The following is a 15133-nucleotide window of genomic DNA, read 5'->3' on the forward strand; positions in this document are numbered from 1 at the left end:
TTATAATATGATTTAAATAAATCATATTATAAATCCATATTAAATTGCTTATATTTTTGGCCTTAAATTTACGTAAGAAATAGGTATTGACAAATAAAATGTAATATGACATACTGTATTTAGTAATAAATTTACTGCTATATGTATCATAACGTAGTAAATAAACTAATATAAAAATAATATTTTATATTATTAAAAATAAAATATATTTAGTATATCTAAAAGATAAAAGGTATTGATGTATATTGAAATTAAAATTTAAAATAAATTATTTTAATAAGGAGGACGTAATATGACAAAAAAAGTTAAGGCATTGTTAATTGGAGATGCTATGATTCCAGGAAAAAGTTTTGAGGGAGCTTGTGAAAAATATTTAAGTGATTTCGTAAAGGATGTTAAAGTTGGTGATTGGGAATCTGACTGGGGCAAACTTCAAAATAGAAGATTGGAAGTAGAAAAGAAGGGCCCAGAAATAGAAGAAGTTGATTCCCTGATAAAAGCTGAAGGAAAAGATGCTTCTCTGCTTATGGGATTATTTCTGCCTGTTTCCTCAAAAGTTTTTGAGGCCATGCCAAATTTACGTATTGTGGGAGTATCACGTGCAGGACTTGAGAATGTAAATGTTGAAGAAGCTACAAAAAAAGGAATTCTTGTTTTTAATGTTAAAGGAAGAAATGCAGAAGCAGTTTCAGATTATGCAGTGGGAATGCTGTTAAGTGAATGTAGAAATATTGCAAGAGCCTTTCATTCAATTAAAGGTGGAAAGTGGAGAAAAGAATTTTCTAATTCCAGCTGGGTTCCAGAATTAAAGGGAAAAAATGTTGGTGTTGTTGGATTTGGATATATAGGAAGACTTGTAGCTAAAAAACTTTCAGGTTTTGAAACAAATACCATGGTTTATGATCCGTTTGTAGATCCTAAAGTTATAAAGGAAGCAGGCTGCACTCCTGTTGATAAGGAAACTTTATTTAAGGAAAGTGATTTTATAACACTGCACGCTCGTTTAAGTGAAGAAACTAAAAACCTTGTAGGTGAAAAAGAATTGGCACAAATGAAACCTACAGCATATCTTATAAATACTGCAAGGGCAGGGCTTGTAGAGGAAAAGGCACTTTTAAAGGCATTAAAAGAAAAAAGCATAGCTGGAGCAGGCCTGGATGTATTCTGGACGGAACCTATACCTGAAGGCAGTGAATTCTTAGAATTGGATAATGTGACTTTATCAACTCATATAGCAGGTACCACTAAAGAGGCATTGAGCAGATCACCAGAGCTTCTTATGGAGGATATTGGGAAACTATTAAAGAATGAAGAAACTAGATTTATGGTAAATCCTGAAGTTATTAAAAATGAAGAATTTAAAAAATGGCTTAATGAGGTGATAGGATGCTAGTTAGTTTATCATCAATGTTAAAAGATGCCCATCTAAGGAAATATGCAGTAGGATCTTTTAACGTCTATAATTTTGAAACTATAAAAGGTGTACTGGAATCAGCTGATGAATTAAAAAAGCCCGTTATAGTAGCGTTTGGAGAAAAGTATTTGGGTAATATGGATGTAGATACGGTTTATGCAGTGGTAAATTCTCTGGCAAAAGATATCAATACTCCAGTTGCGCTTCATTTAGATCACTGCAAGTCTTTTGAACATATTATACAGGCTGTCAGGGCAGGTTTTACATCAGTAATGTTTGATGGATCCAGTCTTAGCTTTGAAGAGAACTTAAAAAAGACAAGGGAAATAACATCAATTGCACATGCAGTAGGTGTAACAGTAGAAGCAGAGCTTGGAGCACTGTCCCGTGGAGAGTATTCAAATGAAGATGAAGGAAAACAAATTTATACAGATCCAAGTCAGGCTGAAGAGTTTGTAAAAAATACGGAAGTAGATGCACTTGCTGTGTCAATAGGTACTGTTCATGGTATGTATAAAGGAGAACCTAAGATAGATATAGGAGTATTGAAGGAAATATCTTCAAAGGTAGATACACCTTTAGTACTGCATGGGGGATCAGGAACTCCTGAGGCCACTATTAAAGAATGCATATCAAATGGTATCTGTAAAATAAATGTAAACACTGAAATATCAATGTACACTGTAAATAAAATAAAAGAAGCATTTAAATCAAATACAAATTATCATCTTTCAAAAATATCTTTAATGGAAGTAGAATACATTAAAGAAGTTGTAAAAAAATATATGAATATGTTCTATGGCGCATAAGTATTTATATAATTTGTATTTTTAAAATTAAGATATTGAACTATTTTCAGAGGAATATATGTATGTATTCCTCTAAAAAATAGTTTAATTAATACCTTATGAATAGGTTCCACCTGAATCCAAGAATTATTTGATGAATTGGCAAAGGTGGACAAACTGTTAAATAATTAGGAAGGTGTATTTGTTTCAAGATGAATACGTTTTTATATAGAATTGGTTTAAAATTTGGAGGTAGATTATGGAGTATATAATTATAATTGATGTAGGTACATCCAGTCTAAGATCTATAGTTTATAACTTAAAAGGCAAGATTATACATGAAGAGTCTAAAGAGTATCATACGGTAATAACAAATGGCAATAATGTGGAGCAGGATCCTGAAACCTGGCATGACGCATTGTTTTTTGCACTTATGAATACGGCAAGATATGTGGAGAAAAATAAGTTAGATATACGCACAATTGCCGTGACCTCCCAGAGGGCATCCGTAATTCCGGTGGATATAAAAGGACAGCCATTGTACAATGCCATCATGTGGCAGGATAAAAGAAGTACCGTACAGTGTTCTGAGATCTCAAGTGTAATAGGTGTTAATGATCTTTATCATAAAACGGGATTAAGGCTGGATCCGTATTTTTCAGCTCCGAAAATGTTATGGCTCAAGGAAAAAGAGCCTGAAATATATAAAAATGCATATAAGTTATTAGGTGTACAGGATTTTATTATACATTTGCTTACGGGTAAATTTATTACTGATTGGACACAGGCATCAAGAACTATGCTTATGAATATAAATGATTTTAATTGGGATGAAGAATTGCTCAGTGGAATTGGAATAGATGCAGAATTGTTACCTGAACTCTGTGCTCCTGGTTCCATAGTTGGAAATCTGACAGAGGAAATGTCACAAATTACTGGGTTGAAATCTGGTATTCCCATAATTATAGGAGGCGGGGATCAGCAATGTGCAGCGTTGGCTTTAAATGTGTTAAGGCCGGGTTCTGCGGAAGCCAATACAGGTACAGGCTCTTTTGTAATTGCATTTTCTGAAAAACCTGCTTTTGATAAAGATATGAGGACATTGTGCAGTGCTTCTGCCATGCCTGGTAAATGGATAGCTGAAGCAGGCATTTTTAATACAGGCGCTATATATAGATGGGTTAAAGAACAATTTTACAGTGAAAGTGCTGAAGGTTCTTTTAAAATATTAAACAATGAAGCTTTAGAATCTACAGTAGGCGCAAATGGTGTATTGCTGCTTCCGCACTTTCAGGGAAGTGCAGCACCTTATTGGAATCCTATGGCAAAGGGAGTAATCTTTAACCTTACTTTGGGAACTAAAAGAGGTGACTTGGCAAGAGCTGTACTTGAAGGAATTGCCCTTGAAATAGCCGATAATATTCATCTTATTGAAAATATTTCTGATGAAATCAATATGGTCAGTGTAGCAGGAGGAATGACTAAATTTGATTTGTTTGATAAAATTCAGGCCAGTACATTCAACAAAAATGTGATTAAATATGAGAACAGTGAAGCAAGCTCACTGGGGGCATTGATAAGTTCGGCGGTTACATTGGGTATTTATGATAACTATAATGAGGCATTTGAAAATATATGTAACGGCAAGCAGAAAATATTTGAACCTGATAAAGATAATGCAATCAAATATGCAGAACTTTTAAAAAGAAAAAACAGTCTTTATAATGCCTTGGAAAAAGGTGATATTTATAAGTTATTTAGTTGAAACTATTCACCGGGGTCTTGACCCCGGATTGCCCTATAAACTTCTGATTATATCTGAAAGTTTTTTTAGACCAAATTGCAAATCATGTATTGAAGCATAAGAATAGGAGATTCTTATATTGTAGTTTTCAGTAAAATCATATATGTACCCGGGATTGATCAGTATTCCATTTTTACAGCACTTGCAAAACAGCTTTTGCATGTCTAGCTTATTTTTCAATTTCAGCCATATGTAAAATCCTCCTTTTGGAACATTCCATCCAGCTATATCTGAAAAATATTTTTCAAGAACTTTTAGTGTAATCTGCCTTCTTAATTTAAGTCTTTCTCTGAGTTCTTTTAGATATATTTCATATAATCCACTTTCTATCCATTCTGCAGCTGTGTACTGTGAAATAGAGCTGGCGCCATAGTCTGTCTGCATTTTAACATCTCCAAGACGTTCTATAACGGGTTCAGGCCCTATGACCCATCCGATTCTCATTCCTGCTGCTAGAGATTTTGAAGTAGTTCCCATGTATAGTACAACTCCCTCTTTATCCCTTGACTTTAAAGTTTCAGGGGGAATTTCATCCAGCCATAATTCCCTATAGGCATCATCCTCAATAATAGGAAGTCTTTCACGCATACATAAATTTAATAATTTATCTCGTCTGTCCCCTGACATTACTATTCCCGTAGGATTATGAAATGTAGGAATAGTGTATAAAAGAGAGGTTTTCTTATCTAAGTTTTTTAAAAACTCATTTAATATAACCCCATCTTTATCCATGGATATTCCCTTTAATTTAATTCCCCAGGACTCAAATACATGAATTGATTTTATATAAGAGGGTTTTTCCACAAGAACAGTAGAGCCAGGTTTTAATATACTCATTGAAATTAATTGAAGTGCTTGAAGTGAGCCTGAAACAATTAATATGGAAGCAGGTGATGCATTTATATGAAATTTCTTTACATATTGACTTAAAACTTTTCTTAAATATAATGAGCCCCTGGGCCTTTCATATCCCAGCGATTTTATTTTACTGGAAATGCTGACAAATACTTTTTTCATCATTTTTTGGGGGAATAGTTCCGGTGAAAGTTCCCCAGTACCAAGCCGTATTATATTATCTCTGTACTCCAGTTTGTTTATAATTTGAATTGTAAATAAATTGGGTTGTTGTATTCCGTTTTTTATATAGTGATCCCAACTTTCGGCGGATGTTGAAGCCATTAAAGACCAGGTATTATTTACAATTACAGTTCCATCTTTACCTCTGCCCTCAATTAATCCATCTGCCTTTAATTCGTCTAAGGCTTCTACCACAGTACTTCTGTTTACTTGAAATATTTTTGCCAAGCTCCTCTGTGCTGGGAGTCTGGAGCCTACAGTCCACTCTCCGTTTCCTATCTTTTCTTTTACGTAATTTACAATTTGCCTGTACAGGGAAATGGAAGATTTTCTGTCAGGTTTCCAATCTATATTTAACATACATATTCAGATCCTTTTATCTATAATATAGCAAGTGATTCTTAGGGCCAAGTGGAGCCTGCCCAGCGGTGTTTGCTGCTAATTTAGCAATGGCAGCGTTCGTATAAAATTAAGGCCAAGTTTTAGTCCATAATAAATTATTATTATACCACATATCATGTTAATTATTTTTATGGACTTTTTATTAAAACTATGTTTAAAGTTAGATACAATAGTCGTGAGAAATATAAACCAAAAGGCTGATGCGGTACAAGAGCCTAATATAAAAAACGAGGAGGCTTCATGGGAAAGGGAGGATTTAAATCCTCCAAGAAGCAGTGAACCGTCAATAATAGCTTGAGGATTCATCCAGGTTACAATAAAACAGGATGTAATTATCTTAATTAAATTCCTCTCTTTAACTGTTTTATTGTCAGTATGTGGTTTGTTTATTATAAGGCTTAGTCCAATATATATGACCACAATACAGCCAACCAATAGAACAATGCCTTTTAAAATTTTTGACTTTTGAATTACAGTTCCCATTCCCCAAAAACAAGTAAGTGCAAGGGAAATATCAAAAAATATTGTTATGAAAGCCACTTTATATGCGTCAGTTTTTTTATTCCATAGGGCAGAATTGATAACATAGAGATTTTGCATACCTATTGGTGCAACATAGGAGATTCCCAGCAAAAGACCCTGTATAAAATATTTCATTATTTTTAACCTCCAGGCATTTGTATTTCATATAATCAATTATATTTATTGGATAGGGTCATGTCTGCAACCAGAAATTAAAAATTATACCAACCAAAACTCATGCATAGTTAGTGGAAAAATAAAATTAAGGTAGATTGTAAATAAATTAATAGAACACAAGTTTATATATGGCAGGGAAAAAAGTCACTCCTTTACAGAGGCCTTAATTCAGCATATCATGATTATTGACATTTATAAAATAATGTATTATCATTGATTATAGTAAATTAATTACTGCTTTTGGTGTAAAATGGTGGTATATTTACTATAATTGATTTGTTGTCTACTAGAATATAATAGTTTAATTAATGTTAAGGAGAAAATTAGTGTGAATAACAATGTATTTACTATAATAAGAACAAAATATAATTTATTATCCCCTGTACAAAAGAATATTGCAGATTTTATTTTAAATAACAGAAATGAAGTTATTCTTCTTTCTATAAGTGATCTTGCCGGACAGTGCAATACCAGTGAAACAACTATAATGAGATTTTTAAGAAAAATAGGGTTTAGTTCATATCAGGTATTTAGAGTGAGAACTGCACAGGATATATCTGCAGAATCAACTCAAGCCATATATGAAGAAATCAAACCTGATGATAGTACCGGCGATGTTAAAGAAAAGGTTATATTTTCCACGGTAAATTCTATAAAAGATATTAGTAGAATGGTAGATGATGAATCAATTGATAGGGTGATAGATTTGATTTTTAATGCCAGGAGAGTGCTGTTTTTTGGAATGGGTGCCTCAGGAATAATTGCAAAAGATGCATTTCATAAGTTTTCACGAATTGGGTTAAATGTTTTTACCTGTGATGATTCTCATATAATGAATATAGTATGTGCTCATACAGTCCCATCTGATCTTTTATTTATAGTTTCACATTCGGGGGAGAGCAGTGAAGATTTAGATTGTATAGATATAGCAAAGGAAAATGGCAGTAAAGTTGCAGCTTTAACAAGTTATATACATTCCACAATAACCAAAGTTGCAGATGCAGTATTGTTAAGTTCCACAAACGAGACGAAATATCGTTCGGACGCAATGGTTTCACGAATTGTACAACTTGTTATCATAGATATACTTTATGTAAAATTGATTTTAAAAATGGGACCTTCCAGTATAAAAAGAGTTAACAAGTCACGTTTGGCTGTAGCCAGGAGAAAACGATAACTTATAAAGTAAAAGGCCTCTTTCAGGTTAGCTGCTAAATTAAACTGAAAGAGGTTTGTAATATTGTATTATTTTTTTAGAATGAATTATAGATATAATATTGTCCACGAAAGTTTTCTAATAGCATATAAAACTTTCTATTTGATTTAAGTCCATTCCGAAGTATGCCCATCTGCCCCGGTACCATCTATATCCGGAAACGGATCTTTTTCCTACAGTAGTTATCCATGCCCAGAATGGATTTCCCCTTTTTGGCCAGATATACACGTATTTGAATACACAGGGCCTTAAAGAACCGGAATCAACTGCTTTTGGTTGAGGACCTGATTTTAAATTGGATTTTTCTTTTGAAGGGACATTGGATGGAGGAGGGCCCGGAGGAAGTTTATTTTGTTGTCTCGTCATTTGCATAGGATACTGGGAGACACAAAATTGGCAGTAAGGACAGTAAAATTGATGAAAGGATTTGTCATCCATCTCATTATCGTATTCATCTTCAAATCTAAAGCAATTATAATCGTACATGTACACAACTCCTATTTTTACTCTTACTCTAATGATATGTTTATGTCTATATTATAGTTACAGATTGAAAATATTATTTAAAAAAGTTGTTATATGAAATTTTAAAGTTGTATATTATAATTTAGATATAGGTAATTTTATTATAATTTATCCTATATTTTCTTTAAATATTAAAGGGGAAGTGTTATTATTTTTCAGATTGATGAAGAAATATCGGAATCTCATAAAAGATGTATTCAGTATGGAATAGATAAAGACAGAGTCTTTCCAACAAAAATACTTAAGGATAAGGAATTTCATGTAGTAGTGGAAAAAAATAGAGGGCTTATAAAAGTTGTAAAACCCTTTATGAAAATACTATATAAATTCTTGAAAAATTCAGGATTTTCACTGTATCTTACGGATGAAAGGGGCATTGTTCTAACTATTATAGGTGATAAAGATATAATAGAAGAAGAAAAAAAGATGGGTATTGTAGAAGGTGCTGACATGAGTGAAAAAAGCACAGGTACTAATGCCATAGGTGTTGCCCTTTATGAAAATTGTGCAGTTCAGATTTCAGGAGAAGAACATTTTATAACTACATATTATACCTGGACTTGTTCAGCAGATGTCATCCATAATGGAGAAGGCAGTATAATAGGATGTTTAAATTTAACGGGAAGACGTCAGCTGGTGCATCCTCATACTTTAGGACTTGTAGTTGCATCAGTAAGATATGTTGAAAACCAATTAAAGGTGGAAGAGACTCAGTATGAATTGTTTCAAGCTCATCAATATATGGATAAAGTTATAAATTCCATTAGCTCGGGGATTCTTGCCGTTGATGATAATGGAAAGATAAGAGCTATAAATAATAGTGCCTGTGATATCCTATATGTAAAAAAAGAAGTGGTTGGCAAGAGCGTGGACAATATTTTAAATAATTGGGAAAATATATTCAGCGAATTAAAAAGAGGCAAAATTTATGAGAATAGGGAGATATTATATTCTTATGGGGATAAAAGGCAAAGGTTTAATTTAAATGTATATCCTATAAAAAATCAAGATGGTACTATAACAGGAATGGTGGCCATGTTTAAAAACATGAATAAAGTATACAATCTTGTAAACAAATATATAGGTAAAACGGCTACTTATACTTTCGATGATTTAATAGGGGAAAGTGAAATAGTACGTAAATTGATAAATCAATCAAAAAATATAGCAGATAGTCCGTCTACAGTTTTAATTCAAGGTGAAAGCGGGACAGGTAAGGAACTGGTTGCTCAATCAATTCACAATGGAAGCAGCAGAAGAAATAATCCATTTGTAGTTATAAACTGCGGTGCAATACCTGAAAATTTAATAGAAAGTGAATTGTTTGGATATGAAGAAGGTGCCTTTACGGGAGCCAGAAGAGGTGGACGTGCCGGAAAATTTGAGCTTTCAGATGGTGGAACCTTATTTTTGGATGAAATAGGTGAAATGCCATTGGATATGCAGGTGAACTTATTGAGGGTACTTCAGGAAGGATGTGTTACAAGACTTGGTGGAAACAGATGCATAAGTGTGGATGTAAGGATTATTGCAGCAACCAATAAAAATTTGAAAGAGGAAGTTGAAAAGGGAAATTTCAGAGAGGATTTGTATTATAGATTAAGTGTAATTCCGCTTTATGTTCCACCTCTTAGATACAGGGAAGGAGATATAGAAATACTAATTAAACATTTTTTGAAAGTTAAATCTATTAAATTAAAAAAAACTATACCCATAATAGATGGTGAATTATATGAAAAACTTTTGAATTATAATTGGCCCGGCAATGTTAGAGAACTTGAAAATTGTATTGAAAACATTGTGAACATGAATGGAAATACTTCATTTAGTTTTAAAGATAAAAGCTGTTGTAAAATGAAAGTAAATCATGAACAAAAAGGTTTTAAGTATAATATGTACTCGCTGGAGCAGTGGGAGGAAATGGCTATAGCGGACTGCATACAAAAATGTAATTATAATATTACCAGGGCTGCCAGGGTTTTACAGATAAACAGGAGCACCCTGTATAGCAAAATAAAAAAATTCAACATAAAAATCCGATGATAAATATTTATCAAATATTTATCTCCTATGATTTAAAATACCGTATAAAAAGACAACAGTGTTGTAAAACACCACAATTTTTAAATAAGTATTGTAGTATTTTACAACACTCATGTTAAAAAATTAGTATATAAATAAATGATCAAAGATTTAATTTATTTTAAACTTGGTTTATACGGTACACAGGTGCAATATTAATTGTTTTTGTGATGCAAATAAACTTCTCATAAAGTTAAAAACCCCATTTATGCGATAATATGGTTAAAATTTTAACATCCTGGAATGAATCTTGCTTTTATAATAATGAAGATATGACATTTTATAAATTAGGAGGTTTTATTTTATGAAAGGTTTTGCGATGATAGGTGCTGGTAAGACGGGATGGATTGAAAAAGATAAACCAAAAGCAGGTCCATATGATGCTATAGTTTCTCCACTAGCTGTTTCACCATGTACATCTGACATTCATACTGTATTTGAGGGAGCCCTTGGAGAAAGAAATAATATGATTTTAGGACATGAAGCAGTAGGAAAAATAGTTGAAGTAGGAAATATGGTTAAAGATTTCAAGCCGGGTGATAGAGTAATAGTACCATGCACTACACCTGATTGGGGAACATTAGAATCTCAGGCAGGGTTTCCGCAGCATTCAGGTGGAATGCTTGCAGGATGGAAATATTCAAATTTTAAAGATGGAGTTTTTGCAGATTATTTTCACGTAAATGAAGCAGATGCAAATCTTGAAATTTTACCGGATGAAATACCTGTGGAAAGTGCTGTCATGATAACAGATATGATGACTACGGGTTTTCATGGTGCAGAGCTGGCAGAAATAGAATTAGGACAAAGTGTAGTAGTTATAGGTATAGGGGCAGTTGGACTAATGGCCTTGGCAGGAGCCAGACTTCGTGGAGCAGGGAGGCTTATAGGTGTTGGAACAAGAAAAATTTGTGTTGAAGTTGCCAGGAGTTATGGAGCAACTGATATAGTAAGTTATAAAGAGGGAGATATTGTTGATCAAATCATGAATCTGACCCATGGAGAGGGCGTTGATCGTGTAATCATAGCTGGAGGGAATACTGATACTCTGGCACAGGCTATAACCATGGTTAAACCCGGGGGAGTGGTTTCCAATGTAAATTATCATGGAAAAGGAGACTTCCTGCCTATACCTCGTGAAGCATGGGGATGCGGGATGGCTCATAAAACCATAAAGGGGGGACTTTGCCCCGGAGGAAGGCTGAGAATTGAGAGATTAATAGATCTTGTAAGGTATAACAGGGTTGATATAAGTAAACTTGTCACTCATGTATACAACGGTTTTGAAAATATAGAAAAGGCACTTTTGCTTATGAAAGATAAACCTAAGGATTTAATTAAACCGGTAGTTGTAATAGAAAAGTAGTTTTTAAAACTATCAAGTGATTTTTAGTCAGGGTGAAGCTTTCTTATAAGAAATGATTTTCATACCCAATCTTAGAAAAATTTATTCGGGGGCGCAGCATTGCTTATCATCTCCCAGCATACAAGCCTATGGCTGTCAGCAATGGCAGCCATAGGGTAAACTCAAAGTCCAAAAGTCCAATCTTAACCTCTATCTTTTTCTTAAATAATAGCTGATGCCTAAAAATTGCTTTTGCATCAGATTATCTGATTCTCCATAAATTTGAATTTTAACTCACATGATTAATTTAAGGTTGTATTTAAAATATTGAAGAATAATATATTTCTATATTTTACATAATAATTGTAATAATATTTTTTTAATATAGCAATGGGATAAAATAGAAGCTGTTTTTTACACTAAGGGAGGAAAATTTATGAGTGATTTTAAGGTTCAAACTCAAGTATATTTTGGAAACAGCCCTCTGCAGAGGTTAAGTAAATTTAAAAATGAGAGGGTATTTATAGTGACAGATCCATTTATGGTTAAGTCTGGAGCTATAAATATGATAACTGATGAATTAATAAAGGCTGGGGCTGAATATCTGGTGTTTTCAGATATAACTCCCGATCCATCTACAGAAGTGGTGGTAAGGGGCTCGGAAGCCATGATAAAATTTAATTCTAATATTATAATAGCATTAGGAGGAGGTTCGGCTATAGATTCGGCAAAGGCCATAAAATATTTTAGCTTAAAAGTAAAGAAAACAAATAATAAGGAGAAGATAAAATTTGTAGCTATACCCACCACCAGCGGAACAGGTTCAGAGGTTACTGATTTTTCAGTTATAACAAATACAAAAAATAATATAAAATCCACACTTGTAGCAGAAGAACTTTTACCTGATGAGGCAATATTGGACGCAGATTTAGTAAAGACAGTTCCAGATTTTGTTACTGCAGACACCGGAATGGATGTCCTTACTCACGCCATAGAATCATATGTGTCAACTAAAGCCAACGATTTTACTGATGCCTTGTCAGAAAAGGCTGTAAAACTTGTTTTTGAAAATATTTTGAAGGTATATAAAAATGGAAATGATTTAGAGGCCAGAAAAAAGATGCATAATGCATCCTGTATGGCAGGTATGGCCTTTAATAATGCTTCATTGGGATTGAACCATGGCATGGCTCATACCATTGGTGCCAGATATCATATATCTCATGGAAGAAGCAACGCAATAATATTGTCTCACGTAATAGAATATAATGCGGATATTATGGACTTTAATTCAAGCCAATATACAAAGACAGCTCAAAGATATGCATATCTGGCAAACATTATTGGAATGCCTTCTACAAGTATAAGGCAGGCTGTTAGAAATCTTATGGATGCTGTAAAAGATCTGCTGAAGAACATGAATATACCTGATTCATTGAGAGAGTTTGGGGTTCCAAAAGAAGAATTTTATAACAGTCTGGAGGAAATGGCTCAAATAGCTATAGAGGACAGATCCACCAGTACAAATCCAAAAAACCCCAAAATAGAGGATGTAAAAAAATTATTTAAAGATATTTATTAATAAATAGAAGGATTTTCATCTTTAATGCCATGGAGTAATGAATAGCCGGAAAGGGATAATTATTGACAAATATTTAGTTCAAGTATAAAATTTAAACATAAGAATACAAGGATGGTATTTATGGAAGGTATATCTTTCAATATTTGTAAAGGTATTTATGGTGATGATTATGGAAGAAAAGCAGAGGGTAATACAAGAGTATGTTCCAGGAAAACAGGTTACACTAGCACATGTAATAGCAAATCCCAATAAAGATTTATACAGGAAACTTGGACTGATAAGTGAAAATATGAACGCCATAGGAATACTAACTATAACTCCCAGTGAAGCGGCAATTATAGCAGCAGATGTAGCCACAAAAGCAGCACAGGTTTATATTGGATTTGTAGACAGATTCAGTGGATCCTTAGTTATAACTGGAGATGTTTCCAGTGTGGAATCTGCACTGAGAGAAGTGATTAATGTTTTGAGCAAGATACTTAAATTTTCTGTGGCTGATATAACTAAATCATAGGGATTGCAGGGGAATTATTATGAAAACTTTATTATTGATAGGCAAAGCGGGATCCGGGAAAACTACTTTTTGCCAGGTTATGGCGGACCAGGAGATAACTTATAAAAAAACTCAGGCCCCGGAATTTTTAAATGGCACATTCGTAGATACACCGGGAGAATATATAGAGAACAGGCTCTATAGTGCAATTTCAGTTCTTTCGGCAGATTGTGATGCAATAGCTGTTTTTCAGGAGTGTACAAATTTGGATATCATATTTCCACCTAGTTTTGCAGGTATGTTTGCCAAGCCTGTTATAGGTATAATAACTAAAACAGATCTTTGTGAAAGAAGCAGTGACATTGAGATTGTAGAAGAAATTTTAAATATGGCAGGTGCTGAACCCGTGTTTAAAGTCAGTAGTTTAGATAAGACTGGTTTTGAAGAAATAAAAAAATATATTGAAGATTAAATCATAATATATAGAAAAACTTATCCGGCGGATAAAATTTTTCTGTGTATTATTTTTTTATAATGATGAAAATAGCCTGTTTTGTAGAGTTATAATATAATTATGTAGTTCTAATATAAGGAGATGGGTTACTTTGTATCCTATAAAATTTGAAAATTTGTATTATAAGAAAATTTGGGGAGGAAGAGATTTAGAAGCTTTCAGGAATAACCTTCCGGAAGGAAAGATAGGGGAAAGCTGGGACATTGCATGCCATAAAAATGGTACAGGAACAGTAGCTAATGGAAAATTAAAAGGAGTTAAATTTGACAAACTCATTGATACACTGGGGGAGAAACTTTTAGGAACTGAAATTAAAAAAGAAAGATTTCCCCTTCTCATAAAATTAATCAATGCTACAGATAAACTTTCCATACAAGTTCATCCAAATGATATGTATGCTAATAAGGTGGAAAATGATTCCGGCAAATCGGAAGTGTGGTATGTTGTAGATGCTTTTGAAGGTGCCAGTTTAATAGTGGGAACTAAAAGAGAATGTACTATGGATCAGTTTAGAAATGCTATTAAACAGGGAAATCTGGAGAAGTTTATGAATAGAGTGCCTGTTAAAAAAGGTGATGTATATTTTATAAAAAGCGGGCTCGTTCATGCTATATGCCAAGGAGTTATTATAGCGGAGATTCAACAGAGCAGTGATGTGACTTATAGGGTTTATGATTATGGCAGGGGAAGAGAACTTCATGTTAAAAAGGCACTGGATGTAGTAGATTTGAATTTAAAAGGGGAAAAAAGCAGGGGAATAACTTTAAAAAGAGATGGTTTTGAAAAAACTTATTTGTGCCTCGCAAAGGAGTTTTCGCTGGAGTTGTATGATATTTATGATAAAGCTTCAGAAACAAGTGATAGGGAAAGGTTTTATATATTTACCTGTGTTGACGGGCAGGGACAGATAATATATGATAATGGAGCCGAAAACATATTTAAAGGAGATAGCTTTCTTATCCCTGCATTTTTAGAGAATTATACATTGAAAGGGAAGATGAAATTACTTAAAAGCTATGTGCCGGACTGCAGCAAAGTGGAAAATGATATATTGAAAGAAATTGTAAAGTTTTAAATCAGGGGTATGCATATGTCATGCCTCCATTTTTTTATAGAATTTTATTAAAAACTCTTGCAAAATAATAACTAATGTTATATAATAATAATTGTTCAAGAGAGTTAATAAAATTAA

13 protein-coding genes are annotated in these 15133 nt (G+C 33.3%); 10 read left to right on the forward strand and 3 right to left on the reverse strand.

The genetic code is table 11. The features are described from left to right. Positions 1 to 292: 292 nt before the first annotated feature. The 3 genes from ACYUJ6_RS01090 (at position 293) to ACYUJ6_RS01100 (ending at position 3967) form a co-directional block, all read left to right on the forward strand. Positions 293 to 1393 carry a 2-hydroxyacid dehydrogenase gene (locus ACYUJ6_RS01090; protein WP_461844062.1) on the forward strand — a complete coding sequence of 367 codons (1101 nt, stop codon included), beginning with the start codon at positions 293 to 295 and terminating at the stop codon, positions 1391 to 1393. After that, entirely contained in the window at positions 1387 to 2223 is an 837-nt protein-coding gene (locus tag ACYUJ6_RS01095) for a class II fructose-bisphosphate aldolase (RefSeq protein ID WP_461844063.1), read from the forward strand. The genes ACYUJ6_RS01090 and ACYUJ6_RS01095 overlap by 7 nt, the downstream gene beginning before the upstream one ends. A 238-nt stretch (positions 2224 to 2461) precedes the next feature. Then, positions 2462 to 3967: an FGGY-family carbohydrate kinase gene (locus ACYUJ6_RS01100; protein ID WP_461844064.1), complete on the forward strand. Its 1506-nt coding sequence runs from the start codon at positions 2462 to 2464 to the stop codon at positions 3965 to 3967. Between the two features lie 33 nt (positions 3968 to 4000). Here ACYUJ6_RS01100 and ACYUJ6_RS01105 read toward each other — a convergent pair whose 3' ends face one another. Both ACYUJ6_RS01105 and ACYUJ6_RS01110 read right to left on the reverse strand, forming a co-directional pair. Beyond that, positions 4001 to 5443 carry an aminotransferase-like domain-containing protein gene (locus tag ACYUJ6_RS01105; RefSeq protein WP_461844065.1) on the reverse strand — a complete coding sequence of 481 codons (1443 nt, stop codon included), beginning with the start codon at positions 5441 to 5443 and terminating at the stop codon, positions 4001 to 4003. 78 nt (positions 5444 to 5521) lie between these two features. Further along, positions 5522 to 6145, reverse strand: a complete 624-nt coding sequence (locus tag ACYUJ6_RS01110; protein ID WP_461845403.1) for a LysE/ArgO family amino acid transporter — start codon at positions 6143 to 6145, stop codon at positions 5522 to 5524. A gap of 367 nt (positions 6146 to 6512) precedes the next feature. Between ACYUJ6_RS01110 and ACYUJ6_RS01115 the strand changes: the two genes are divergently transcribed. Then, on the forward strand, positions 6513 to 7361 hold the full coding sequence (locus tag ACYUJ6_RS01115) for a MurR/RpiR family transcriptional regulator (protein WP_461844066.1): 849 nt from the start codon (positions 6513 to 6515) through the stop codon (positions 7359 to 7361). A gap of 117 nt (positions 7362 to 7478) precedes the next feature. Here the strand turns inward: ACYUJ6_RS01115 and ACYUJ6_RS01120 are convergent, their stop codons facing one another. After that, positions 7479 to 7886: a hypothetical protein gene (locus ACYUJ6_RS01120; protein ID WP_461844067.1), complete on the reverse strand. Its 408-nt coding sequence runs from the start codon at positions 7884 to 7886 to the stop codon at positions 7479 to 7481. A 189-nt stretch (positions 7887 to 8075) separates the two neighbouring features. On the opposite strand from ACYUJ6_RS01120, the gene ACYUJ6_RS01125 reads away from it, so the two are divergent. The 6 genes from ACYUJ6_RS01125 (at position 8076) to ACYUJ6_RS01150 (ending at position 15016) form a co-directional block, all read left to right on the forward strand. After that, on the forward strand, positions 8076 to 9968 hold the full coding sequence (locus ACYUJ6_RS01125) for a sigma-54-dependent Fis family transcriptional regulator (protein WP_461845404.1): 1893 nt from the start codon (positions 8076 to 8078) through the stop codon (positions 9966 to 9968). A gap of 343 nt (positions 9969 to 10311) precedes the next feature. After that, positions 10312 to 11373, forward strand: a complete 1062-nt coding sequence (locus ACYUJ6_RS01130) for an NAD(P)-dependent alcohol dehydrogenase (protein WP_461844068.1) — start codon at positions 10312 to 10314, stop codon at positions 11371 to 11373. Positions 11374 to 11788: 415 nt separating this feature from the next. After that, a complete protein-coding gene (locus ACYUJ6_RS01135; protein ID WP_461844069.1) occupies positions 11789 to 12934 on the forward strand; it encodes a 1-propanol dehydrogenase PduQ in 1146 nt (381 codons plus the stop codon). Positions 12935 to 13097: 163 nt separating this feature from the next. Continuing rightward, the gene (gene eutS / locus ACYUJ6_RS01140; RefSeq protein ID WP_369705281.1) at positions 13098 to 13448 is read left to right on the forward strand and encodes an ethanolamine utilization microcompartment protein EutS; all 351 of its coding nucleotides are present in this window, start codon (positions 13098 to 13100) and stop codon (positions 13446 to 13448) included. Positions 13449 to 13467: 19 nt separating this feature from the next. Next, the gene (locus ACYUJ6_RS01145) at positions 13468 to 13899 is read left to right on the forward strand and encodes a EutP/PduV family microcompartment system protein (protein WP_461844070.1); all 432 of its coding nucleotides are present in this window, start codon (positions 13468 to 13470) and stop codon (positions 13897 to 13899) included. Between the two features lie 133 nt (positions 13900 to 14032). Then, a complete protein-coding gene (locus tag ACYUJ6_RS01150) occupies positions 14033 to 15016 on the forward strand; it encodes a type I phosphomannose isomerase catalytic subunit (protein ID WP_461844071.1) in 984 nt (327 codons plus the stop codon). Positions 15017 to 15133 lie beyond the last annotated feature (117 nt).

This window comes from Clostridium sp. JNZ X4-2 (genome assembly GCF_054889485.1).

Coding starts and splice junctions, on each gene's coding strand:
- ACYUJ6_RS01145 (WP_461844070.1), top strand. CDS start 13,468: ATGAAAACTTTATTATTGATAGGCAAAGCGGGATCCGGGAAAACTACT.
- eutS (WP_369705281.1), top strand. CDS start 13,098: ATGATTATGGAAGAAAAGCAGAGGGTAATACAAGAGTATGTTCCAGGA.
- ACYUJ6_RS01120 (WP_461844067.1), bottom strand. CDS start 7,886: ATGTACGATTATAATTGCTTTAGATTTGAAGATGAATACGATAATGAG.
- ACYUJ6_RS01100 (WP_461844064.1), top strand. CDS start 2,462: ATGGAGTATATAATTATAATTGATGTAGGTACATCCAGTCTAAGATCT.
- ACYUJ6_RS01135 (WP_461844069.1), top strand. CDS start 11,789: ATGAGTGATTTTAAGGTTCAAACTCAAGTATATTTTGGAAACAGCCCT.
- ACYUJ6_RS01095 (WP_461844063.1), top strand. CDS start 1,387: ATGCTAGTTAGTTTATCATCAATGTTAAAAGATGCCCATCTAAGGAAA.
- ACYUJ6_RS01090 (WP_461844062.1), top strand. CDS start 293: ATGACAAAAAAAGTTAAGGCATTGTTAATTGGAGATGCTATGATTCCA.
- ACYUJ6_RS01105 (WP_461844065.1), bottom strand. CDS start 5,443: ATGTTAAATATAGATTGGAAACCTGACAGAAAATCTTCCATTTCCCTG.
- ACYUJ6_RS01130 (WP_461844068.1), top strand. CDS start 10,312: ATGAAAGGTTTTGCGATGATAGGTGCTGGTAAGACGGGATGGATTGAA.